The 25,000-nt window shown below is 62.0% G+C and carries 17 protein-coding genes; 4 read left to right on the forward strand and 13 right to left on the reverse strand.

Translation table 11 applies throughout. The features are described 5' to 3' along the window. Positions 1-9: 9 nt before the first annotated feature. The 3 genes from PDR5_RS26485 to PDR5_RS26495 form a co-directional block, all read right to left on the reverse strand. On the reverse strand, positions 10-1,260 hold the full coding sequence (locus tag PDR5_RS26485) for a sarcosine oxidase subunit beta (RefSeq protein WP_003206307.1): 1,251 nt from the start codon (positions 1,258-1,260) through the stop codon (positions 10-12). A 20-nt stretch (positions 1,261-1,280) separates the two neighbouring features. Further along, positions 1,281-2,534: a serine hydroxymethyltransferase gene (gene glyA, locus PDR5_RS26490; RefSeq protein WP_064599942.1), complete on the reverse strand. Its 1,254-nt coding sequence runs from the start codon at positions 2,532-2,534 to the stop codon at positions 1,281-1,283. Positions 2,535-2,690: 156 nt separating this feature from the next. Continuing rightward, entirely contained in the window at positions 2,691-3,401 is a 711-nt protein-coding gene (locus tag PDR5_RS26495) for a TraX family protein (protein WP_064599944.1), read from the reverse strand. A 128-nt stretch (positions 3,402-3,529) separates the two neighbouring features. Between PDR5_RS26495 and PDR5_RS26500 the strand changes: the two genes are divergently transcribed. Beyond that, positions 3,530-4,570 (forward strand): threonine aldolase family protein, encoded by a 1,041-nt coding sequence (locus PDR5_RS26500; RefSeq protein ID WP_064599946.1) that lies wholly within the window; start codon positions 3,530-3,532, stop codon positions 4,568-4,570. A 212-nt stretch (positions 4,571-4,782) separates the two neighbouring features. Then, positions 4,783-5,607, forward strand: coding sequence for an SDR family oxidoreductase (locus PDR5_RS26505; protein ID WP_064599948.1), 825 nt, complete (start codon positions 4,783-4,785; stop codon positions 5,605-5,607). Positions 5,608-5,837: 230 nt separating this feature from the next. On the opposite strand, the gene gbcB is transcribed toward PDR5_RS26505, so the two are convergent. Further along, positions 5,838-6,938 (reverse strand): glycine-betaine demethylase subunit GbcB, encoded by a 1,101-nt coding sequence (gene gbcB, locus PDR5_RS26510; RefSeq protein ID WP_064599950.1) that lies wholly within the window; start codon positions 6,936-6,938, stop codon positions 5,838-5,840. Between the two features lie 281 nt (positions 6,939-7,219). Here gbcB and gbcA point away from each other — a divergent pair, with 281 nt between their 5' ends. Continuing rightward, positions 7,220-8,512 (forward strand): glycine-betaine demethylase subunit GbcA, encoded by a 1,293-nt coding sequence (gene gbcA / locus PDR5_RS26515; protein WP_039768012.1) that lies wholly within the window; start codon positions 7,220-7,222, stop codon positions 8,510-8,512. 106 nt (positions 8,513-8,618) lie between these two features. On the opposite strand, the gene PDR5_RS26520 is transcribed toward gbcA, so the two are convergent. The 9 genes from PDR5_RS26520 to PDR5_RS26560 form a co-directional block, all read right to left on the reverse strand. Continuing rightward, entirely contained in the window at positions 8,619-9,863 is a 1,245-nt protein-coding gene (locus PDR5_RS26520; protein WP_064599952.1) for a metallophosphoesterase family protein, read from the reverse strand. 25 nt (positions 9,864-9,888) lie between these two features. Continuing rightward, positions 9,889-11,757 carry a hypothetical protein gene (locus tag PDR5_RS26525; RefSeq protein ID WP_064599954.1) on the reverse strand — a complete coding sequence of 623 codons (1,869 nt, stop codon included), beginning with the start codon at positions 11,755-11,757 and terminating at the stop codon, positions 9,889-9,891. Between the two features lie 140 nt (positions 11,758-11,897). Further along, positions 11,898-15,350 carry a GMC family oxidoreductase N-terminal domain-containing protein gene (locus PDR5_RS26530; RefSeq protein WP_064599956.1) on the reverse strand — a complete coding sequence of 1,151 codons (3,453 nt, stop codon included), beginning with the start codon at positions 15,348-15,350 and terminating at the stop codon, positions 11,898-11,900. Positions 15,351-16,561: 1,211 nt separating this feature from the next. Further along, positions 16,562-17,332, reverse strand: a complete 771-nt coding sequence (etfB, locus tag PDR5_RS26535; RefSeq protein ID WP_011336286.1) for an electron transfer flavoprotein subunit beta — start codon at positions 17,330-17,332, stop codon at positions 16,562-16,564. Positions 17,333-17,341: 9 nt separating this feature from the next. After that, positions 17,342-18,562, reverse strand: coding sequence for an electron transfer flavoprotein subunit alpha (gene etfA / locus PDR5_RS26540; RefSeq protein WP_007959785.1), 1,221 nt, complete (start codon positions 18,560-18,562; stop codon positions 17,342-17,344). Then, positions 18,562-20,511, reverse strand: coding sequence for a dimethylglycine demethylation protein DgcB (gene dgcB, locus PDR5_RS26545; protein ID WP_064599958.1), 1,950 nt, complete (start codon positions 20,509-20,511; stop codon positions 18,562-18,564). Before dgcB ends, etfA begins: the two co-directional genes overlap by 1 nt. A gap of 155 nt (positions 20,512-20,666) precedes the next feature. Beyond that, positions 20,667-22,727, reverse strand: coding sequence for a dimethylglycine demethylation protein DgcA (gene dgcA / locus PDR5_RS26550; protein ID WP_064599960.1), 2,061 nt, complete (start codon positions 22,725-22,727; stop codon positions 20,667-20,669). Between the two features lie 15 nt (positions 22,728-22,742). Beyond that, a complete protein-coding gene (locus tag PDR5_RS26555) occupies positions 22,743-23,273 on the reverse strand; it encodes a DUF5943 domain-containing protein (protein ID WP_011336290.1) in 531 nt (176 codons plus the stop codon). Between the two features lie 77 nt (positions 23,274-23,350). After that, on the reverse strand, positions 23,351-24,328 hold the full coding sequence (locus PDR5_RS26560; RefSeq protein ID WP_039768004.1) for a dipeptidase: 978 nt from the start codon (positions 24,326-24,328) through the stop codon (positions 23,351-23,353). Between the two features lie 234 nt (positions 24,329-24,562). On the opposite strand from PDR5_RS26560, the gene PDR5_RS26565 reads away from it, so the two are divergent. Beyond that, positions 24,563-24,964, forward strand: a complete 402-nt coding sequence (locus PDR5_RS26565; protein WP_064599962.1) for a lysozyme inhibitor LprI family protein — start codon at positions 24,563-24,565, stop codon at positions 24,962-24,964. The last annotated feature ends 36 nt before the right edge of the window (positions 24,965-25,000 follow it).

Below are 25,000 nucleotides of genomic sequence, written 5' to 3' on the forward strand. Positions count from 1 at the left end.
TTTCTCCTGTTAGTGGGCGACAGCCGCAGCGCCGTGTTCGTCGATCAACGCACCGTTGTGGAAACGGTCGATGGAGAAAGGTGCGGCCAGCGGGTGCATTTCACCCTTGGCCAGGCTTGCGGCAAACACGTTGCCCGAGCCAGGTGTGGCCTTGAAGCCACCAGTGCCCCAACCGCAGTTGAAGAACATGTTCGGGACCGGGGTTTTCGAAATGATCGGGCAGGCGTCCGGCGTGGTGTCGACGATGCCGCCCCACTGACGGTTCATGCGCACCCGCGACAGCACCGGGAACATCTCGACGATGGCCTGGATGGTGTGCTCGATCACCGGGTACGAACCGCGCTGGCCGTAGCCGTTGTAGCCGTCGATACCGGCGCCGATCACCAGGTCGCCCTTGTCGGACTGGCTGATGTAACCGTGCACGGCGTTGGACATGATCACGCTGTCGATGATCGGCTTGATCGGCTCGGACACCAGCGCCTGCAACGGGTGGGACTCGATCGGCAGACGGAAACCGGCGAGCTTGGCCATGTGCCCGGAGTTACCGGCGGTGACCACGCCGACGCGCTTGGCGCCGATGAAGCCCTTGTTGGTTTCAACACCGATGCACACGCCGTTTTCCTTGCGGAAACCGATCACTTCGGTCTGCTGGATCAAGTCCACGCCGAGGGCGTCGGCGGCACGGGCAAAGCCCCAGGCCACGGCATCGTGACGGGCCACGCCGCCGCGGCGCTGAACGGTTGCGCCCATCACCGGGTAGCGGGTGTTTTTCGAGCAGTCGAGGTACGGAATTTCATCCGCGACTTGCTTGGCGTTGAGCAGTTCGCCGTCGACGCCGTTGAGGCGGTTGGCGCTGACCCGACGCTCGGAATCACGGATGTCCTGCAGGGTGTGGCACAGGTTGTAGACACCGCGCTGGGAGAACATCACGTTGTAGTTCAGGTCTTGCGACAGGCCTTCCCACAGTTTCATCGCGTGTTCGTACAGGTGCGCCGACTCGTCCCACAGGTAGTTGGAGCGAACGATGGTGGTGTTGCGCGCGGTGTTACCGCCGCCCAGCCAGCCCTTCTCGACCACGGCCACGTTGGTGATACCGTGCTCCTTGGCCAGATAGTAGGCCGTCGCCAGACCGTGCCCGCCGCCGCCGACGATGACCACGTCGTAGACCTTTTTCGGGGTCGGCGTGCGCCACATGCGCTGCCAGTTTTCGTGGTGGCTGAGGGAGTGTTTGAAGAGGCCGAAGCCCGAATAGCGTTGCATAGTCATGTACTCCAGAACGCTCAGCGATAAACCGGGAAGTCAGCGCACAGGGCCGAAACCTGCTGGGCGACGTTGGCCTCGACATCGGCATCGCCGAGGTTGTCGAGGATGTCGCAGATCCAGCCGGCCAGCGTCACGCACTGGGTCACCTTGAAGCCGCGAGTGGTCACCGCCGGGGTGCCGATGCGCAGGCCCGAGGTCACGAACGGCGACTGCGGGTCGTTCGGTACGGCGTTCTTGTTGACGGTGATGTGCGCGCGACCGAGGGCAGCGTCGGCGTCCTTACCGGTGAGGCCCTGACGGATCAGGCTGACCAGGAACAGGTGGTTGTCGGTGCCGCCGGACACTACATCGTAGCCACGTTTGATAAAGACGCTCGCCATCGCCTGGGCGTTGTCGATCACTTGTTGCTGATAGGCCTTGAAGCCCGGCTCCAGCGCTTCCTTGAAGCACACGGCCTTGCCGGCGATGACGTGCATCAGCGGGCCGCCCTGGGCGCCGGGGAATACCGCCGCGTTGAGCTTCTTCTCGATTTCTTCGTTGGACTTGGCCAGGATCAGCCCGCCACGCGGACCGCGCAGGGTCTTGTGGGTGGTGGTGGTGACCACGTCGGCATACGGCAGCGGGTTCGGGTACAGACCGGCAGCCACCAGACCGGCAACGTGGGCCATGTCGACGAACAGCAGCGCACCGACCTTGTCGGCGATCTGACGGAAGCGCGGGAAGTCGAGGGTTTTCGAGTAGGCCGAGAAACCGGCGACGATCATTTTCGGTTTGCACTCGACGGCCAGACGCTCGACTTCGTCGTAATCGATCAGACCGGTCTTGGTGTCGATGCCGTACTGCACGGCGTTGTACAGCTTGCCCGAGGACGAAACCTTGGCGCCGTGGGTCAGGTGACCGCCGTGGGCCAGGCTCATGCCGAGAATGGTGTCGCCCGCTTGCAGCAGGGCCAGGTACACGGCGCTGTTGGCCGAGGAACCGGAGTGCGGCTGGACGTTGGCGTAATCGGCGCCGAACAGTTGCTTGGCGCGTTCGATGGCCAGCGCTTCGACCTTGTCGACGTGCTCGCAGCCACCGTAGTAGCGCTTGCCCGGATAGCCTTCGGCGTATTTGTTGGTCAGGCCGCTGCCTTGCGCTTGCATCACGCGTTTGCTGGTGTAGTTCTCCGACGCGATCAGCTCGATGTGATCTTCCTGACGTTGCTCCTCGGCATTCATCGCCGCCAGCAGTGCATCGTCGTAACCCTGGATCTGGTCTTGCTTGCTGAACATCGCGTCTCTCCCAGCGGCATCTGTGCGCCATTCGTCTCGGTAAGGCACGGCGTTCAGCCAGTGCCCTTTGATGCGATGGTATGGCCGGCGCAGGGAGGTCAAATGCCTACGGACGCCACGCAAAGGTGCGTTTACGACATGGCGGCGGCGACGGACTCAAACAAGCAGCTGGCGCAAGGCCAGAAGAACCATGAAATGCGCGGGATAGAGCGCATACGCCCAGCGCCGCATGGGTGGCGCGTGGAGGCAAGTGGCGTGTCGCAACAGGAACATTCCGAGCAGTGGCGCGATCAGACAGGTCGCAATCCCGAGGATGGCGACGATGTTGCCGAACTGCGCGGATTCGTAGAGCACCCGCCATTGATTAGCGGCCAGACACAGCAGGCCCGGCAACAGGCTGAAAAACCAGGGTTTGCGAAACACCAGCAACATCGCCAGCGGCAGCAGGACACCGAACAAACCGAACATCAGTCGCTCCGGGAACAGCGCGGCCACCAGCAAAGCACTGACGCCCAGCAGTCGCGAAATCAGCGCTCGATCCTGCCAGCCCCGCGACACCAGCAGGCCCAGCGCCAGCGTCGGCATCACGTTCAACGTGTCGGGCTCTGGAATGTACAAACGGTAGGGAATCTCGCTGAGCAGACTGAACAGCAACAACCAGCCCAGATAACGCCATTCGGTCTTGCGCGCGCCGTCTCGGGCCAGATTCGCCGCCATCGCCAGGCAGAACCACGGGAACGCCAGCCGTCCCGGCACATACAGCCAATCGGCGCTGATCCCGACATATCGCAGGTGATCGAGCAGCATGCTCAGCAACGCCAGCCACTTGAGCAGATCGAGTGCTCCGTCACGCTGGCTCAGGTGCATAATCGGCTCGCATCCTTGTAAAGTTCTGACAGCGACATCCCGTGTGCTCCCCGGATGATCTTCGGTACAGTGCGCACCATCATTGACCCCACGAAGCGCCACAAGCGCCTCGATCACGGAAGCCGGCCATGACCGACAAGAGCCAACAATTCGCCAGCGACAACTACTCCGGTATCTGCCCCGAAGCCTGGGCTGCCATGGAACAGGCCAACCACGGCCACCAGCGCGCCTATGGCGACGATGAGTGGACAGCCCGCGCCTCCGATTATTTCCGCAAGCTGTTCGAGACCGACTGCGAAGTGTTCTTCGCCTTCAACGGCACCGCCGCCAACTCCCTCGCGCTGTCGTCGCTGTGCCAGAGTTACCACAGCGTGATCTGCTCGGAAACCGCCCACGTCGAAACCGACGAATGCGGCGCGCCGGAATTCTTCTCCAACGGTTCGAAACTGCTGATCGCCGGCACCGAAAACGGCAAGATCACCCCGGCCTCGATCCGCGAAGTCGCACTCAAGCGCCAGGACATCCACTACCCGAAACCGCGCGTCGTGACCCTGACCCAGGCCACCGAAGTCGGCAGCGTCTACACCCCGGAAGAAGTCCGCGCCATCAGCGACACCTGCAAGGAGCTGGGCCTGAACCTGCACATGGACGGCGCGCGTTTCTCCAACGCCTGCGCCTTCCTCGGCTGCTCGCCGGCAGACCTGACCTGGAAGGCCGGCGTCGACGTGCTGTGCTTCGGCGGCACGAAAAACGGCATGGCGGTGGGTGAAGCGATCCTGTTCTTCAACCACAAACTGGCCGAAGACTTCGACTACCGCTGCAAACAGGCCGGGCAGCTGGCCTCGAAAATGCGCTTCCTGTCGGCCCCGTGGGTCGGCATTCTGGAAAATGACGCATGGCTCAAATACGCCCGCCACGCCAACCACTGCGCGCAACTGCTGGCCGAACTGGTCAGCGACATCCCGGGCGTGGAACTGATGTTTCCGGTCCAGGCCAACGGCGTGTTCCTGCAACTCTCGGAACCGGCCATCGCCGCCCTGACCGCCAGGAACTGGCGCTTCTACACCTTCATCGGCAAGGGCGGCGCCCGCTTCATGTGCTCGTGGGACACCGAAGAAGAACGCGTTCGTGAACTGGCGCGCGACATCCGCGAAGTCATGTCTCACTAAAGTCCCGGCTTATACAGCCCCCCCTGTGGGAGCGAGCCTGCTCGCGATGAGGCCAGCACATCCAACATGGATGCAAGCTGATATTCCGCCATCGCGAGCAGGCTCGCTCCCACCAAAGCCCACCTGATCGCCCCTCACCTTCTGCGCCTGAAGACTTGGTCTACATTGTCTGTCGAGCCATCGCTCACATAACAATAAGCAGGAGCTTGCGCATGTCGCTAAAAGGCAAAACCTTGTTCATCACCGGCGCCAGCCGTGGCATCGGGCGCGAGATTGCGCTGCGGGCTGCACAGGACGGGGCCAATATCGTGATCGCGGCCAAGAGCGCCGAGCCGCACGCCAAGTTGCCCGGCACCATCCACAGCGTCGCCGCTGAAGTCGAAGCGGCCGGCGGCAAGGCTTTGGCGCTGCAACTGGATGTGCGTGATGAAGACGCGGTGCGTCAGGCGCTGGCCCAGGCCAACGAACACTTCGGCGGAATCGACGCACTGGTGAACAACGCCGGGGCGATCAAGTTGACCGGTGTGCAGCACATCGAACTCAAGCGTTTCGACCTGATGCATCAGATCAACACCCGCGCGGTGTTGCTGTGCAGCCAGGCCGCCCTGCCCTACCTGAAGAAATCCTCCGGGCACATCCTTAACCTGTCACCGCCGCTGAATCTGGCCAGCAAATGGTTCGCGCAATACAGCCCCTACACCGTGACCAAGTACGGCATGAGCATGCTGACGGTCGGGATGAGCGAGGAGTTCGCCAACTACGGGATCAGCGTCAATTCGCTGTGGCCGCAAACCATGATCGCCACGGCGGCGATCGAGTTTCAGCTGGGCAATCGCGAGTCGTTCAAGCATGCGCGCACGCCAGCGATCATGGCGGATGCGGCGCATGTGATTTTGAGCAGCAGCGGGCGGCGGATTACCGGGCGGTTGTTGATTGATGAGGAGATTTTGCGGGAGAGCGGTGTGACCGAATTTGATCGTTACCGCTTTGAACCGGGGAGTGATGCGAGGTTGATGACGGATTTGTTTGTGGATTGATCAGTGTGTCTGTGAGCCCCCCCTCACCCTAGCCCTCTCCCGGAGGGAGAGGGGACTGATTGGGGGATGCTCAAGAAACACGCCGACCTGAATCTGCTTTGCCGAATCCATAATCGCCACGTTTCATCAGGTCGATGTATAGCGCAAGACACCTCGGTCAGCTCCCTCTCCCTCCGGGAGAGGGCTGGGGTGAGGGGCAAGCCTGGCGCAGGGGGCTGCCCCACCTCCGATCAGTAGTCGATCCGAACATCCCCCTTCGGCACACTGCAGCAAGAAAGAATGTACCCCTCCGCCTCGTCGTCCTCGGTGATCCCGCCGTTGTGATCCATCTCCACCTCGCCGCCCAGCTTAAGTACCTTGCACGTCCCGCAGATCCCCATGCCGCAGGCTTTCGGGATCATCAGGCCGACCTTGGCAGCCGCCGCATGCACGGTCTCGCCCGGCGCAACACGGATGCTCTTGTCCGAAGAGGTGAATTCCACCAGGTGCAGATCCGCCGCCGGGACTTCCGGTGCTTCCGCTGCTTGTTCGGCCTGTTCCACCGCGTCGGCACGAGCTTCCGGCGGCGTGGCGCCGAAGGATTCCTCGTGATAGCGCTTCATGTCATAGCCGGCGTTTTCCAGCAGGCGCTTGACCGCGGTCATGTACGGCGTCGGGCCGCAGCAGAAGACTTCGCGCTCGAGGAAGTCCGGCACCATCAGTTCCAGCATCTTGTGGTTGAGGTAGCCGCGATAGCCGGCCCACGGCTCACCCAAACCGTGCTTTTCGCAGATCAGGTGCAGGCTGAAGTTGTCGATCCGCGACGCCATGTGTTCCAGCTCGCGGTGGTAAATGATGTCTTTCGGCGAGCGGGCGCTGTGGATAAACGTCATGTCGACGTTGCCGTTGGTGTCGTAGAACCAGCGCGCCATCGACATCACTGGGGTGATACCGACGCCACCGCTCAGGTACAGCACTTTCGGGCTCGGGAAGTCGATGGCGTTGAACAGCCCGACCGGCCCGTGTACCGCCAGCTCCTGGCCTTCATGCAGCGTGTCGTGCAGCCAGTTGGAGACCTTGCCCCCCGGCACGCGTTTGATGGTCACCGAAAAGCTGTACGGCACCGATGGCGAGCTGGAGATGGTGTACGAACGCATGATCGGCTGGCCTTCGATCTCCAGCTCCAGGGTCACGAACTGTCCGGGCTTGAAGAAGAACAGGATCGGCTGGTCGGCCATGAAGCAGAAGGTGCGCACATCCCAGGTTTCCTGGATGACTTTGACGCAACGGACGATGTGTCGGCCATTGGCCCAGGTCTGGGTGGTGACCGGATTCAGGAAGCTGTTCGACATGCTGTTCTCCACGGCCGACTGTCGGCCTTCATGTGGCGATTCTGCGTATAGCGCGAACGCCCCGTTTACCTATCCGCGACATTCACATACTTATCGCGACCAGCCCCCAACCACCGGGGGTTGCGCGTCGGGAACAGATTGCACCATGTCGCCCATGGATAAGGTTCACGCCTGCGCCGGCCCCACACTCGCCCTCAACACAAACAGATTCTTTACACCTTGCGCTGCAACCCTGATCAGCCACTTTCGCGGCCACGCAGATGGCCTTGAGGAATTCATCGATGGACACCGCAAAAATCAGCCTGGGCGACCCGCTGGAACCCGCACGCAAGGCCACCGCACAAATGCTGCAGGAACGCGAGCGCACCTATTCGCTGCCGCAGCCGTTCTACAGTGACGAGCGCCTGTTCGATATCGACATGCAGGAGATCTTCCAGAAGGAGTGGTTGATCGCCGGCATGACCTGCGAAATCCCGGCCAAGGGCAACTACATCACCCTGCAGATCGGCAAGAACCCGATCATCGTCATTCGCGGTGCCGAAGGCGTGGTGCATGCGTTCCACAACGTCTGCCGCCACCGTGGCTCGCGCCTGTGCACCAGCGACAAGGGCAAGGTCGCCAAACTGGTCTGCCACTACCACCAGTGGACGTATGAGCTGGACGGTCGCCTGCTGTTCGCCGGCACCGAGATGGGCGCCGACTTCGACATGAAGCAGTACGGCCTCAAACCGGTGAACGTGAAGACTGCCGGCGGCTACATCTTCATCAGCCTGGCGGAGAACCCGCCGGCCATCGATGACTTCCTGTCGACGCTGAACCACTACATGGAACCGTACGACATGGAAAACACCAAGGTGGCGGTGCAAACCACCTTGATGGAAAAGGCCAACTGGAAACTGGTGCTGGAAAACAACCGCGAGTGCTACCACTGCAACGGCTCCCACCCTGAACTGCTGAAAACCCTGCTGGAATGGGACGACGTCACCGACCCGCGCGCCGATCAGGCGTTCAAGGATCACGTCGCCGCCTCCGCCGCTGCCTGGGAAGCCGAGAAAATCCCTTACGCCCACGCCAGTTTCGGCCTGCGCAACCGCATCGTGCGCATGCCGCTGCTCAAGGGCACCGTATCGATGACCATGGACGGCAAACAGGGCTGCGCCAAGCTGATGGGCCGGATCAAGAACCCCGATCTGGGCTCGATGCGCATCCTGCACCTGCCGCACTCGTGGAACCACTGCATGGGCGACCACATTATCGTGTTCACGGTGTGGCCGATCAGCGCTCAGGAAACCATGGTCACCACCAAGTGGCTGGTGCACAAGGATGCCGTCGAAGGCGTGGATTACGACGTCGAACGCATGCGCCAGGTGTGGGATGCGACCAACGATCAGGACCGTCGTCTGGCCGAAGAGAACCAGCGCGGGATCAACTCCACGGCGTACCAGCCGGGCCCGTACTCCAAGACCTATGAGTTCGGCGTGGTCAACTTCGTGGATTGGTACAGCGAGCGGATGCTGAGCAACCTCGGCGCCGAGCCTGCGCCGTACCTCAAAGGCGTGCCGGTCCAAGGCTAAAAGCAAAAGCATCGCCAGCAGGCTGGCTCCCACAGGGGATTTCTGTGCACCGGAGATCCAGTGTGGGAGCTAGCCTGCTAGCGATGGCGTCATCACTCTCATCACATCACTGGGATGACCACCTGACCGAGCCATCCTCACCAATAAACTCCTCGAAAATCTCCTCCCCCACCAACCTGATCTTGGCGTAGCCGTTCAACACCCGCAGCGGATAGTCCGGATCGTTGGCATCCTGCGTCTCCGAAAACAGTACCCGCGAATGTCCGTTCAGCTCGCTGGTAGTCCCGTAGGGAATCGCTCCATGCCCGGCACAGCGCGCGTGCAGCCCACCCTGCGGCGCATAGACGATGCCATTGTGCAGATGCCCCCAGTACCAGTAATCCGGCTCGCGCCCCAGTGCATCGCACACCGGTTGATACAGCGCGGTCTTGTTGTGTCCGGTGATGTCGAAGCCCTGATGGTGGCTGAGCACCATGAGCTTCTTGCGTTTGGGCAGGCTTTTCATCCAGTCGATCTGCGGTTTGTTGAGTGTGCCGTCCATGTACAAGTTCATGACGTCCGAGGCGTACGCGGTGTCCAGACCGACAATCAGCCAGTCGTCATTGATCAGGGCAAAGTAGCTGGTGCCCTGCTGCCCCGGAAAACGCGCGGCCAGTTCCTTGAAATAACCATGGGCGCCGCTGTACATCTCGTGATTGGAGTTGAGGGTGAACGAACCGTGGGTGCCCATCGGCCACCCGGCCATGTCGGTGTCCTCCTGGGAGTGGGTGCCGGCGTAATAAACGTCCCCCAGGTGAATGGTGAAATCGGCATTAGCCAATTGCATCTGGTTGGCCACCGACACCGCCGGCGCATGGCTGTTGAACGGCCCGGTGCCCCAGTCGCCGGCAATCGCCAGCGTCACCTCGCGCTCCATGGTCACCAGCGCCGGATCGGTGCCGAAGGTCGCGTGATGGCGCAGGTTCTCGATCCACTTCAGCAGCGCCTCGCTCCACAGCAGATCCAGCAGCTCCCATTTGCGGCAGCCCAGCAGCGTGCCGTCCTTGAGCACCTTGGTCTGCAGTTGATCGGGCGATTGCGGCAACGGCGTCGCATTGCCGATGCGCAGGATCGACAGGCCGTGGGACAACTCCCACGGCACCGCCGGTTCGTCGTCCGGCAGCTCGCCGTGCTTGAGCACGTATTGCGCCTGATCGTGACCGCGCTGGAGCAACTTGATGATGGCTTGAAACTCCTGCGGCTCCAGCTCGCTGATGAGCTTCATCCAGGCCATTTCGATGCGCGTGAACAAGCCGTGCAGGCGCAGCTTGACCTTGTCGTATTCGTGTTTCAGATGACCGACCGCTGACATGGCGTAATCCTCTATCCGTAGGGGTTCACAGGGTTTTCATGAATTCGATCAGCGCACGCTTGTCGTCGTCCGACAGCGTCGTGCCGTACAGGTGACCGCTGTTGTGGTTGCCCTCCAGGCGCGTGTCGTAGGTGAAATCCGCCGAGGCTTTGGCCTGGGCGCCACTGGTCACGAAGCCAACGTTGACCGGGTCGTAGACATCGGAGCCGGTGATGAACACCTGTGGACGTTTTTCCGGCGGTTGCAGCAAGTCCCACAGGGTCGGCACCGAGCCGTTGTGCAGATACGGCGCGCGCAGCCAGATGCCGTCGGTGGGCGTGTTGCTGTAGCTCTGGGTCTTGCGGTAGGCGCCGAAATCGAACGGCGGTTTCTTGAAGGTGTGGAACGCCGCCACCAGCCCGGTGGTGAACGAGTTCAGCCGGTGCGGATCGGTGCCGAGCTGGTCGATATTGGTGGTCACCTGCCCGGTGTCGACGCGACCGAAATCGTGACAACCCGCGCAGTTAGCCTCCCACACCGGTTTGCCCTGAGCGACCTTGGCCTGATCCAGTGCCCACGGCCACGCCGGCGCCTTGTGCCCGAGCAGCCAGTTGGTCACCCGATTGAAGCTCGGCGGCAGCACTGACTCCGGCGTCGCGCCCACGGCCATCGCGGCGGCGTAGTTGCGCTCGTGGATCTTGTTGTTATTGCCGTCCCAGTGCAGGTACATCGATTCCCGGGGTTTCTGGTTCCACACTTGCGGCAGGTCGACGGTGCCGATGGTCGAGTCATCCGGGAAGCCGAACACCACCATCTTCGTCGGGTTGAAGGTGTCGGTTCGCCCGGGTCCCTGTTGCGGGCGCAGCTTCTGCCAGGCGTAGGCCTGCTTCTGTTTGAGCAGCGCGCTCTTGGCCATCGGGATGATCAGGTAACGGTTGTAGAGCTTCTCGAAAAAGCCGAGCTGGAACTTGCTGTTGATCGCCACCATCACCGCGTCGGTGGTGAATTTCGGATCGCTGGCGCAATCGTAGGCGAACCACTGGAAGGCTTGCAGTTGCAGGGTGTTGGCCGGTGCGCTCGGCACATTCACCGCGACGTCGCTGGCATTCGCCCGGTAGGAACCGGTGTGGCACAGCGCGCAGTTCGGCTCGACGGTCGGGTAGCCGATCTGCCGCTTGGCCATGCCGATCGGCAGGTCCTTGCCGTTCTCGAACAGGAAACCGAAGACTTCCCAGCCACCGGGTTTCGGCAGCTTTTCCGGGCACATCTGCGGCAGCACCGAGAACAGGTAATAGGGAATCCGCGCTTCGATGCCCAGGCCAATCGCGGCGTATTTGTAGTGATCTTCGTCGGAGGCGTAGTCCTGCTCCGGCACCACGCGCAGCATCTGATACCAGGTCTGGTAACCGATGAACGCCAGCAGCGCCACCACGACCAGCGTGCCGACCTTGAACGCATGACTTTGCCAGTGCCGCGCCCACGCCGCCCGCCATTCGCGCCAGCCGTCACAGAGCAGCGCCAAGGGTCGGTTTTCAGGAGGGGTGCCGAGGTACAGCAGGATGCCGAGGATCAGGAAAAAGCTCAGGTCGCCCATCAGCATCGGCACGAACACCGAGCCCTGGCTGCTGGTGTTGATCAGGTAGATCCAGAACGCCACGGCGATCAACCGCGTCAGCACGCACAGCCAGGAATGCACCACATAGCGCGGCGCGTTGAAGCCCGACGGCATGTAGAACACGCTGATGCCCACCAGCAGCATCCCGGCGTTTTCCAGCCACGGGTCGGAGAGTTGCGGCGGCAGGCCGACCACCGATGTCAGCAACCCCGGCGCGAACAGCGCCGGGATCGCGAACACCATGTTCATCGCAATGCCGAGCCAGATGAAGCGTTGAAACCAGCGGATGTAGCTGTCCATGTCTTCCATTTCCTTGTGCAGACCGGAGAGATATAGCGCCCGACACCCCGCCATCGCTGGCAGGCCAGCTCCCACCAATGCGCATCGCATTCCAATGTGGGAGCGAGCCTGCTCGCGATTGCAGTCGACTCGGTTTCAAGTCAACCGAGGGCCGTTTTCTCCAGGTGTTCAAGGATGATCGGATACACATCGACCACCGCGTTCTTGCCGAACATGCAGTCGATGTGGCCGTAACCCGGCACCACATGCCGGCTGTAGCGTTCCGGCCCGTGCTTCTCGCAAACCCGCTGATAGGTCTTGAGCGTGCTTTCCGGCAGATAACACTGGTTGTCGGCACCGCTGATGAAGCAGATCGGCATGGTCAGCCGATCAAAGTGCGGCATGTACACGTCGTGCCCTTTGAAATCCACCAGATGCCCTTTGCGCACGATCAGCGCCAGGTGCTCGAAGGTCTCGATGTTCGACTCGCCGAACAGCTCGTGCAGGTTGTCGTGCAGCGTTTCATTGAGGGTGTCGTGGCGATACAGCGAGGCGTACATGAAGGTGATGCGGTGGCACACCGGATTGGTGCAATAGCCCTGGGCTTCGATTCGCGCGTAGCCGTTGAGCGCCTTGTCGTAGAGCCGGTTGAACCAGTTCTCCTTGCTGTCGGCGTAGGCGGTCATGGATTTGATGCCGATCGCGTCGAGCATTCCCGGCAAGTGCAGACCGGCCTTCAACCCCGTTGCGGTCGCGACCACCGTGTCGGCGGCAATCTGCGAGCAGACCACCGAACGCACGCCCTGCAAGCCGGCGAGCAATGACATGAAGAACGTGGTCGCGCCATAGCAATGCACCACGCACTGCACGTCCTTGGCTTTGGTTTCCTGCTGGATCTGCGCGATGGCGGCCTTGAAGTCGTACTGGGCGATCTGGTCGCCGTTCCATTCTTTCTTGCTTGCCGGCAGCAGGATGCTCACCCGGAAATCCAGCAGCCACACGTCGTAGTCGTGCTTGCACAGAAACTCCAAAAGGTTGGTCTGGATCGTATCGGTGGAAAAGATATTTGAGCCCACCCCCAGACCATGCACCAGCATCACCGGGCCTTTGCTGCCGGCCTGATAACGGGTCAGACGCAACTGCACGCCATCTTCGGTGGAGAAGAAATGCACGGCCGGCGTCGGCGCATCCAGCGGCCGTTTCAGCCGTGGCGGCGCGTCGGGGTTGAAGTATTTGTCACCGGCGAACACTCCGCCGTAACTCTCCCAGAGAATCCCGGCGAAGAACTTGCCGAACCGCGCCAGCCCTTCGATGCGCTCACGCTCGTTGCGCGCATTGAGGACTTTCATGGTGGTCATCTGCTTGGCGAAATCGGTCGGTTTGATGTGCATCACTCCGGAGCCGATCACCTCGCCGGTCTTGTCCGGCCCGCGATACAGCGTGACGTAGAGGGTGCTGGTGTCATGCCAGATATTCAGCACGCCGTTGTCTTCCGGCACGGTCTTGAAGGCGCTGAAGAAGTAGTCGTTGCCGTCCTCGGCGGTCAGTTTCATGTCGTACTTCATGTGGCGCGTATCGACCTGCTGTTCGAATTGCTCGAACAGGTTGAACACACCGTTGCTGGCGGTCAGCGGTTCTGGCGACAGCGCCGGAGCGATCACCGTGCCGACGATGGTCGCGGCGTGTTCCGGCTCCTTGATCATCCGGTTGAGGTCGTTGGCGGTGATGGTCAGGGTGAAGTCGATCGGCGAGTTGTCCGCCTCGCCGCGTTTGGCGGCCGCCTCGTAAACCTTCAGGTCGGTGCTTTGCGCGGCGGTGAAGGCGCGGGAGAAGTAGCCTTTCATGGTTTCAGTGAACTGCACGCCAAGGGTCGGCGGCGCGGTCTGTTTGCGCGGCGCCGACGGCAGCGTGTAGTCGATCGTCCAGCCTCGGTCTGCCGCCAGCAGGCCCATGTTGCGCTCGCTCACGGCGGAGATGGTCAGCAGCGGATTGACCGCCAGTGACGTCGGGATCACCGCGCCGTCGGTCACGTACAGGTTGGCGTAGACATCGGTGCCGCTGGCGCCGCTGAACACCTGGCCCTTGTGGTTGACCACGCCTTGCGCGGCGTCTTCACCCATCACGCAACCGCCCAGCGGATGCACCGAGACGATGCTGTGCTTGAGCAGCTTGGTCCAGATCGGATTCTCGACCCAGATCCCGCCCAGGGCCTTGGTGCTCTGGTACAGGCGTTGGTTGCCGATCTTGAAGTTTTCCTGCTCGCCGACGCCCGGCCAGTCGATGCGCAGTTGATCCTTGCTGTCGAGAACCATGCGTCCCTGACCGCTGTCGTGGCTCATGATCAGATAGGTCTGCATGTTGTGCAGCGCCCCGTGATACGGGCCGCGCAGGAAGCTTTCGGCTTCGCGCTCCTTGTACTTCACCTTGCCACTGAAGCTGTCGTCGGTGGGCTTGCCGATCATTTCGGCGAACCCGGCCATCGCCGGCACCATCGGCCGGCCGAGCGCGCCGGGGATCGAGCCTTCCTCGATGACCATGCGACTGCTGCGGTCACCCTCGGTGCGCATGTCGATGATCGAGGTGATGCACGGGCCGACCGGTTGCAGTTCCTTGGCCGAATGCGCGCCGAAACCGATGCCGTTGATGGTCTGCTCGCAGTTGTGGCCGAAGCCGAGGATGTCGCCGTTGCCGCTCATGTTCTCGCCGAGCTGGCCGGACATCGCCAGGCCTTTGTCCCGTGAGCGCAGCAGAATTTCGGTAGAGCCGAGGGTGCCGGCGGACACCACGACGATGTCAGCCTTCACGAACAAGGTCGGCGCGTCGAATTTCTCGCGACCGCTGTCCAGATACTGGAAGTGCACGATCCAGCCATTGCCGTCCCGCTCCAGATGCCGCACCTGGGCCTGACAGAAAATCTCCGCGCCGTGATTGGTGGCGTCCGGCAGGTAGTTCATCAGCGTGGTGTTCTTGGCCTTGTTGTTACAGCCCGAAACGCAGTCGCCACAGTGGTTGCACGGCAGTTGCTCGACGCCGACGTGGTTGAGGTTGTTCGGCAGTTTGTCGAAGGTCACGTTGATCGGCGGCTTGTAGAAATGCGCACCTTGCTTGAGGAAGTCCGCAGATTTTTTATTGGCATCGAGTTTCGGCAGGTTCGGCGCGGTGCGCGGGTAGGGATTGGGTTTGAGCATCTCCCGGGCCCTGGCGTAACCCGCCTTGAGCAAGCCGTCGTGGTCCTCGCGTACCGCCAGGGGCCAGCGCGGATCCTGAAACACATCGACAGTCGGCTCCAGGGAAACGTTGGCATTGATCAATGACGTGCCGCCGAGGCCGCAACCGACCACCACGTTCTGCTGCGCGTTGACGTGCAGGTCGAACAACCCGGTACGCGAGCCGATGTGGCCGTCCGGGTCGTGCACCTGCAATTCTTCGGTCGCGGCGATCATGGTGTTGGGGTATTCGCCGGGCTGGATCTCCCGACCGCGTTCCAGCAGACAGACCCTTTTACCGGCCCGGGACAGGCGCGAAGCGGCAATGCCGCCGCCGTACCCGGAGCCGATGACGATCACGTCGTAGTGTTCCTTGATTTCGCTGATGGGCGTTGCGATCCGTGTCATGAGGTGGTTCCTCTCTCAGGCAGATGGGGCAACTCTGCGGTTGCCTGCAATCGATGGGCGAACGGGCACCTGGCCTTCGGGTAATCCCGACGGCAGTACAGCGGTTTGGGCAGGAATCAGGCGCTACAGACGGGCGTGCTGATTGGCGGCACGACGCAACGTGCGCTTGCGCGGCGAAGGTGCCGGCAGAGCACGGAGCGTGCAGGGATTGAGGGGTAAGCGGTGGGGCCGGGTATCCATCACGCGTTCTCCCTGAACCAGATGTGGATAAGTGACAGCTGTCCTTGTGCCATTGCAGTGAAGACAGGCACCGAATCGAAGTCAAGGAAGCCTCTTAGAACTGTATGAAATCTGATCAATCGCCTTTTGGACTAAGCCCGCCGGGGGTTGCAGGGTTTAGCGAACAAGTTATCCACATAGCCACCCACAGCTAATGGGGACAACTGTGGATGACCTGGAAAAATAATCGAGGTTTTGTGAAGAAAAACCGTGACTTATCCAGAAGCAGGGTTTCCATTAGCGATTGACTGTTTTTTGATCAAGTCGCTACATGGCACGGATTACGTGGCTTGCAGAGGATGGCGAACACCTTATCCACAGAAGCGCCAACAGAGTTCGGGGGTAACTTGGCGGATGCTGTGGAAAAGCGCTGGGGGCGTTGATAAATCGGGGTTTGCGTGGGGATCGGTGGTTTAAAAAGCTGAATTGAACGTTTTTTGATCAGATCCTTGTAAGCCACGGTTTATAGGGCTCTTAGCGGATAGCGAACATCTTATCCACAGAAGCGCCAACAGAGATTGGGGGCAAGTCCGGGAGTTGTTCTGGAGAAAAACTCAGAAAAAACCGCTAGTTAGACTGGTTGTTTTTTGATCTGGGGGCTGGAGAGCTTGATTGGCGTGGGGTGCAGGGAGGGGCGAACACGTTATCCACAGATCCGCCAACAGAGATTGGGGGTAATTAACAGATTGTGGAGGGCCGCTGCCCTCACCCCAGCCCTCTCCCGAAGGGAGAGGGAGCCTACGGTGGTGATCTCGCGGGATACATCGACCTGAGCGTTTACCGCGACCTCAGGTTTAATCAAGCTAACGCCATATCAAGTGGTTAATGCTTGGCGAACCAAGGTCACCGCCGGGTCGCAGGTCGATGTAAATGGCCAATACTTCTCGGTCAGTCCCCTCTCCCCCCGGGAGAGGGCTAGGGTGAGGGGGCTTCTAGCGGACAACACCCTCTTCAATCAGCAACTTCAAAATCGCTTCCGCACCAGCCTGCGCCGTCACGCCCTTAAGCACTTGCCCACCACCGCCACTGGCCTTGGCCGTCGCCGCCTTCATCCGGTCCGCCCCGCTCTTGGCCTTGATCACCTTCAACCGTTTCGGCCGGGGCTTGGCCGGTTGCAGGGTCGCCACCGCGAGCAGTTCGTCATCCACCACTTCCACGTCTTTCGCCTGAAGAACACCACGCCGCGCCGGACCGTAAGCACTCTGCCGAGGCTTGGGCGCAGCGTTATCCACAGTCGCCAGAAACGGCAGGCGCACCTTCAACCGGCGCCGCTGCCCGCGAGGCAACGCTTGCAGCACCAGCGCCGAGCCGTCGTTGATCGACTCGACCTGCGCCAGACCCACCACCAGCGGCCAGCCCAGTCCTTCGGCCAGCAGAAACGGCAGCATCCCCGAACCTTCTCCGGTTTCCGCCTGACTGCCGGTCAATACGACCTGGGCGCCAGCATCACGCAGATAGTCGGTCAACGCCGGCAGCGCATCGGCGCCCGCCGGTTGTTCCAGCACATGCATCTGCGCAAGCCCCATGCCCAGATAGGCGCGCAGCGCCGGTTCCGCGATGTCGCCGGCGTGCAGCACTTGCAGGTTGTCCCCCGCCAGTTGCAGGCCGAGTTCTACCGCGCGAGCGTCCTGATCGGCGCGTCGCGGGCGGCCGGAGGTCGGGTGGGCGCCGATTGAAACCAGACTGATGATCTTTGTGCTCATAACCGTTCCTTAAGCCGCATCGCGCTTGGCTTCGTTGCGGTAAGCCTCTACCGCCGCGATCAAGGCCTGAAGAATTTCCGCGCTTTCGCCGATCACCGACAGGTCGGCACGCTTGATCATGTCGCAGCCCGGATCGAGGTTGATCGCCACGACCTTGTCGCAGGCACCGATGCCTTGCAGGTGCTGGATCGCCCCGGAAATCCCCACGGCCACGTAAACCCGCGCCGTCACCCAGGTGCCGGACGCGCCGACCTGGCGGTCGCGGGCCATGAAGCCGTCGTCCACTGCCACCCGCGAGGCGCCTTCGGTGGCGCCGAGAGCGGCGGCGGTCCTGTGGAAAAGCTCCCAGTCCTTGACCCCGTTACCACCTGAGAAGATGAACTCGGCTTCGGCCATCGGAATCGCCGCCGGATCCACCGCCACCGCACCCAGATCCTCGATCCGCGACAGGCTGCGTGCGACGGGTGTGGATAACTCCACCGGCAGCGCTTCGTGACGGGTTTCGCTGACCGGTTCGGCACATTCGGCGGACGCCAGAATCAACCGCGCCACCGGGCGGGCCAGATCCTGCAACCCGGCACCGGCGCGGCCGATGCACTCCTGATCCTTGACCTGCCACACCCGTGTCGCCGGGCGTTCACCCAGTGCAGCGGCAAAGCGCCGACCGAGTTCGCCGCCACCGCTGCGACTGTCCGGCAGCAGCCAGTGACGCGGGTTGAACTGGTTATCCACAGCCCGCAGACCCTGGATCCGTTGCTCCGGTGCATAACCGCTGAATTCTTCGCCTTCCAGCACCAGCAAGCGGTCAACGCCTGCGGTGGCGAAAGCGTTTTCCTTGTGCTCGCCGAACACCACGGCCAGCACCGCGCCGTCGCTGCCGGCCAGTTGATGAGCCAGACCAAGCAGGTCACGGTCGTGGCTGCTCAAGCGGCCGCCGACCATGTCCGGCACCACGCTGATATAGAACGCCGGGGCCGGCACCTGATGCAGCGGCAATTGCACTTCGACCGCGGCCGAGCGTTTGACCGCCCCGCCCTGTTGAGCGCCGCTGCGGTCGATGCGCTTGATGCCGTTCGGTCCGATGAAGCCGATGCCGTGCAGGTTCTTGCGGATGATCCCGTTGGGGCCCATCCAGCTGTGTTGCGCCGGTTGCATGGCCGCGTGCAGCGGGTGCAGGCGGTTGCGTGCGATCCATTCGGCGCGGGGGTCGCGGCGGATAATGTCGCTCATCAGTGGGCCTCCGCGGGTTCACGTTTGGCCGGAGTGGCAGGCTTGTTCGGCGCGGCGTCTTCGAGCAGCGCGTCGGCCACCAGTTCGGCGATGTCCTTGATCAGCGGGCGCGGTTCGACCACGCCTTCGAGCATCGCCGTGCACTGTGGACAACCCACGGCCACCAGTTCGGCACCGGTCTCGCGAATGTCTTCCATGCGCATGTCGGGGATCCGCTGCTTGCCCGGAATGTCAGTGATCGGCGCCCCGCCACCGCCGCCGCAGCAGCGCGAACGGAAGCCGGAACGTTGCATTTCCTTGATCTCGATGCCGAGGGCGCGCAGCACTTCGCGCGGCGCTTCGTACTCGCCGTTGTAGCGGCCGAGGTAGCACGGATCGTGATAGGTCACGCTGTTGCCTTTGTGCTGACCGAGGTTCAGCGCGCCGGCCTGAATGATTTCCGCCAGATAAGTGCTGTGGTGCTGCACGAGGTAGTTGCCATCGAACGCGCCGTACTCGTTTTTCAACACGTGGAAACTGTGCGGATCGCAGGTGACGATGCGGTTGAAGCTGTATTTGGCCAGGGTCTGGATATTGCGTTTGGCGAGCAACTGGAAAGTCGCTTCATCACCCAGACGGCGAGCCACGTCGCCGCTGTCGCGCTCTTCCAGCCCCAGTACCGCGAAGTCGACCTTGGCCGCTTTCAGCACTTTGACGAACGCACGCAGAGTGCGCTGGTTGCGCATGTCGAAGGCACCGTCGCCGACCCAGAACAGCACGTCGGTGGACTTCTTCTCGCTGAGCAGATTGAGGTTCAGGTCCGCCGCCCAGTTCATCCGCCCGCCCGGGGCGAAACCGCCCGGGTTGTCGGTGGCGATCAGGTTTTCCAGGACTTCGGCGCCCTTGTTCGGGGTCGCGCCTTTTTCCAGGGTCAGGTGCCGGCGCATGTCGACGATGGCATCGACGTGCTCGATCATCATCGGGCATTCCTCGACGCAGGCGCGGCAGGTGGTGCACGACCACAGGGTTTCGGCATCGACCAGACCGTTGACGATCGGTTGATGCGGATTGCCGCTGTGTTCGCCCACCGGTTTGCCCGGATACGGGCTGCCGGCAAACTTGGCATCGGTGCCGCCGGCGAGGCCGACCACCATGTCCTGAATCAGTTTTTTCGGGTTCAGCGGCTGGCCGGCGGCGAACGCCGGGCACGCCGCTTCGCACTTGCCGCACTGCACGCAGGCGTCGAAACCGAGCAATTGGTTCCAAGTGAAATCCTTGGGTTTCTCCACGCCCAATGGCGCGGTTGGATCACTCAGGTCCAGCGGTTTCAAACCAGTGGAACGGCCGCCACCAAAACGTTCGGCGCGGCGGTGCCAGGCCAGGTGCAACGCACCGGCGAAGGCGTGTTTCATCGGCCCGCCCCAGGTCATGCCGAAGAACAGTTCCGACACGCCCCACAACACACCGATGCCGAGAATCGCTGCAAGCACCCAGCCGCCGAAGTTCTCCGGCAGGATCCCGGCCACCGGCAAGGTCACCAGGAAGAACGAGGCCGAGAACGCCAGCAGGCTTTTCGGCAGGCGCATCCACGGGCCTTTCGACAGCCGCGCCGGCGGGTTGAGCCGGCGCCGATAAACGAAGACCGCCCCGACGAACATCACCGCCGTCATCAGCAGCAACGCGTAGCCGAGAATGCGGTTATGCAGGCCGAAACCGTGCACCAGAATCGCCAGCACGATCGACGCCACCGCACCGCCCGCCGTGGCGACGTGGGTGTTGGCGATGTATTTGTCCCGCGCCACCACGTGGTGCAGATCGACCATGTAACGCTTGGGCATGGCGAACAGGCCGCCGATCAGATCGACCTTCGAGGCCCGGCCCCGGCGCCACATGGCCACCCGCCGCAACGCTCCCAGCACCGCGAGGGCCAGGGCTGCGAACAACAGGATTGGAAGAAGGGTGTTCAACATGGTGAAGCTCCCACCAGTACAGCCTGGAGAAACACGTTCGGCGTGTTCCTGTGGGAGCGAGCTTGCTCGCGAAAGCGCCGGGTCAGTCGATGCAACGGTGACTGACAGAATGCATTCGCGGGCAAGCCCGCTCCCACAGGGTCTTGTGCAAGCTTTTAGAAATCCTTGCAGAGGCGCAGGGCGTCGTAGATGGCGGCGTGGGTATTACGCTGCGCCACGCAGTCACCGATGCGGAACAGCAAGTAACCGTCGCCGGTGCTGCTCAACGAAGGTTGCGGCTGGATCGCGAACAGCGCCTCGACGTCGATCTGGCCCTTGTTGCGCGAGCCGTCCTTGAGGGCGTAGTAGATTTCCTCGTCCGGGCGCACGCCGTTCTCGACGACCACCTGATCCACCACCCGCTCCTCTTTGGCGCCGGTGTATTCGTTCTCCAGCACCGCGACGAGCTTGTCGCCTTCGCGGTAGACCTTCTCCAGCATCATGTCGCCGGTCATGATCACTTCTTTCGGGTACATGCTGCGGTAGTAGGTCGGGAACGACGTACCGCCGATGGCCACGCCCGGCTTGATGTCGTCGGTGACGATCTCGACCTGGCTGCCCTTGTCGGCGAGGAAGTCGGCCACCGACATCCCGGTGAACTCGCAAATGGTGTCGTAGACCAGCACGTTCTTGCCCGGCGCAACCTTGCCGTCGAGCACGTCCCAACTGCTGACCACCAGCCCTTCGGCGGCGCCCCAGTGTTCGTTCTGTTCCAGGTACGGGTGACCGCCGACCGCCAGCACCACGATGTCCGGACGCAGGTCCATGATGGTGTCGGCGTCTGCGGCAGTGCCCAGGCGCAGATCGACTTTCAGGCGTGCCAGTTCCAGCTGGAACCAGCGGGTGATGCCGGCGATCTGGTCACGCTGCGGCGCTTTCGAAGCGGTGGTGATCTGGCCGCCGATGAATTCCTTCTTCTCGAACAGGGTCACGTCGTGGCCACGTTCGGCCGCCACACGGGCAGCTTCCATCCCCGCCGGGCCGGCACCGACGATCACCACCTTGCGTTTCGGCCCGGTGGATTTCTCGATGATGTGCGGCACGCCCATGTATTCACGGGAGGTCGCGGCGTTCTGGATGCACAGCACGTCCAGACCCTGGTACTGACGGTCGATGCAATAGTTGGCGCCGACGCACTGTTTGATCTGGTCGACCTGGCCCATCTTGATCTTGGCGATCAGGTGCGGGTCGGCGATGTGGGCGCGGGTCATGCCGACCATGTCGACGTAACCGCCCTCCAGAATCCGCGTGGCCTGGTTCGGGTCCTTGATGTTCTGCGCGTGCAGCACCGGAACCTTGACCACTTCCTTGATCCCGGCCGCCAGGTGCAGGAACGGCTCCGGCGGATAACTCATGTTCGGAATCACGTTGGCCAGGGTGTTGTGGGTATCGCAACCCGAGCCGACGACGCCGATGAAATCGAGCATGCCGGTGTCGTCGTAATACTTGGCGATCTGCTTCATGTCTTCGTGGGACAGACCGTCCGGGTGGAACTCGTCACCGCAGATGCGCATGCCGACGCAGAAGTCGTCACCGACTTCGGCACGCACGGCTTTCAGGACTTCCAGACCGAACTTCATCCGGCCCTCGAAAGTGCCGCCCCATTCGTCGGTCCGCTTGTTGACGCGCGGGCTCCAGAACTGGTCGATCATGTGCTGGTGCACGGCCGACAGTTCGACCCCGTCCAGGCCACCGGCCTTGGCGCGGCGCGCGGCTTGCGCGTAGTTGCCGATCACCCGCCAGATTTCTTCCGGCTCGATGGTCTTGCAGGTGGCGCGGTGCACCGGTTCGCGGATGCCCGACGGCGACATCAGGGTCGGCCAGTGGAAACCGTCCCAACGGGAGCGACGGCCCATGTGGGTAATCTGGATCATGATCTTGGCGCCATGCTTGTGCATGGCGTCGGCGAGATTCTGGAAGTGCGGGATGATCCGGTCGGTGGACAGGTTCACCGAACTCCACCATTGCTGCGGGCTGTCGATCGCCACCACGGACGAACCGCCACAGATCGCCAGGCCGATGCCGCCCTTGGCTTTCTCTTCGTAATACTTGACGTACCGCTCGGTGGTCATGCCGCCGTCGGTCGCGTAGACCTCGGCGTGCGCGGTGCTGAGCACGCGGTTGCGGATGGTCAGTTTGCCGATCTGGATCGGCTGGAACATTGCTTCGAAAGCCATGGCGGGTTCCTCGACTTACAACGGCTTGACGGTGAACAGGCCGTCGTCGTGGCCTTCTTCGGAGCCACCGTAAACCTGCTCGGCCACGGTGCGGATCTGGCTGCCGCGCGCGGCGAGGATCTGGTCCATGGCACCGGCAAACCAGCCGGTGAACATGTAGTCGACCTTGCGCCCGACCTTGCCGTAGACGTAGACGAACGCCGAGTGTTCGAGCTTGACGCTGGCGGTGCCTTTGTCGAGGTCGATGTCCTGGATCTTGAACAGGCCCCAGCCGCGCTGCGACAGGCGCTTCATGTAGTGTTCGAACACCGCGACGCCTTCGAGGCCGTGGCACTCGGCTTCTTTTTCACACCAATGCCAGGCGGACTTGTAGCCAGCCTTGTAGAGGATTTCGGCATAGGCGTCAGCGCCCAGCACTTCCTCGATGCCCATGTGGTTGTTGACGAAGAAATGGCGCGGCACGTACAGCATTGGCAGGGCGTCGGAGGTCCAGACACCGGTCTCGCTGTCGACTTCGATTGGCAATTGCGGGGCGATCTTGGCCATGGAAACTTAACTCCAGAAAAATTTTGGTGTTGCCCCCGGCGCGGACGGCCGGGGGAAAGTATTCGGGAAGCGGCGGCTTATTCGCCCCAGACGTCTTTCAGGACGTTCACCCAGTTTTCGCCCATGATCTTGCGTACCACGCGCTCGGAGTGGCCGCGCTTGAGCAGGGTTTCGGTCAGGTTCGGGAACTCGCCGACGGTGCGGATGCCCAGCGGGTTGATGATCTTGCCGAAGTTGGTCAGACGGCGGGCGTAGCCCTTGTCGTGGGTCAGGTATTCGAAGAAGTCCTGGCCGTGACCCTGGGTGAAGTCGGTGCCGATGCCGATGGCGTCTTCGCCGACCAGGTTCATGGTGTATTCGATGGCTTCGGCGTAGTCGTCGATGGTCGAATCGATGCCCTTGGCCAGGAACGGCGCGAACATGGTCACGCCGACGAAACCGCCGTGGTCAGCAATAAACTTAAGCTCTTCATCGGATTTGTTGCGCGGGTGCTCTTTCAGCCCCGACGGCAGGCAGTGGGAGTAGCAGACCGGTTTTTTCGATTCGAGGATGACTTCCTCGGAGGTCTTGGAGCCGACGTGGGACAGGTCGCACATGACACCGACGCGGTTCATCTCGGCGACGATTTCGCGACCGAAACCCGACAGGCCGCCGTCACGTTCGTAGCAACCGGTGCCCACCAGGTTCTGGGTGTTGTAGCACATCTGCACGATGCCGACGCCGAGCTGCTTGAACACCTCGACATAGCCGATCTGGTCTTCGAACGCGTGGGCGTTCTGGAAGCCGAAGAGGATGCCGGTCTTGCCCTGCTCCTTGGCCTTGCGGATGTCGGCGGTGGTGCGGACGGGGATCACCAGGTCGCTGTTTTCACGAATCAGTTTCTGGCTGGCGGCGATGTTGTTGACCGTGGCCTGAAAGCCCTCCCACACCGACACGGTGCAGTTGGCCGCCGTCAGACCGCCCTTGCGCATGTCTTCGAACAGCTCGCGGTTCCATTTGGCAATGATCAGACCGTCGATAACGATGCTGTCGGCGTGTAATTCGGCTGGGCTCATCAGGCGTCCCCTTATTGGCGATTCATGCGCCGAATCGTCTGCCGGCGCTTTGGGGCCAGCATATGCCTCGGTGCGCGACCAGCCGGGTGCAAAAACGACAGGGGAATTGCCGAAAGCGTCAATCCGCGACAAAGGGTCGCCAACCGGTCCGACCGGCCACCTGTTCAAGCCCGCGAGCTTGAGCCAGAATCTGCCGCATCCCGGAAACACCACTGGATTAGAGCGGCGACATCAATGAAATCGATCTTCCTGGCCCTGGCCCTGATTGCGACCGGCGTACACGCCGCCGAAGAGTCCGACAACAACCCGTGCGACGCGGTGGAAAACGACATCCAGACCCTGGAATGCTCGGCCTACAGCCGCACCACCGCCGAAGACCTGCTCAAGGACAACTACGCCAGCCTCAACGAACGCATGCAGACCGCCTACGGCAAGAACCCGGCGCAACTGGCGGACATCACCGCCAAACTCAAGACCGCCCAGCAACAATGGCTGAAAACCCGCGACGCCGACTGCGCCGTCGAAGCCTTCCCGGCGACGGACGGCAGCAAGGCGTTCAAGATTGCGCAGAATGACTGCGTGGCGCGGATGAGTGACGAGCGGTCGGAGTTTTTGGAGTCGATTGGACAGGAGTGAGGGCTTGAGCTGTAAGCTGCACCTCTTCAGCCAATC

The sequence above is a fragment of the Pseudomonas sp. DR 5-09 genome (assembly GCF_001655595.1).
GTDB classification, from domain to species: domain Bacteria; phylum Pseudomonadota; class Gammaproteobacteria; order Pseudomonadales; family Pseudomonadaceae; genus Aquipseudomonas; species Aquipseudomonas pharyngis.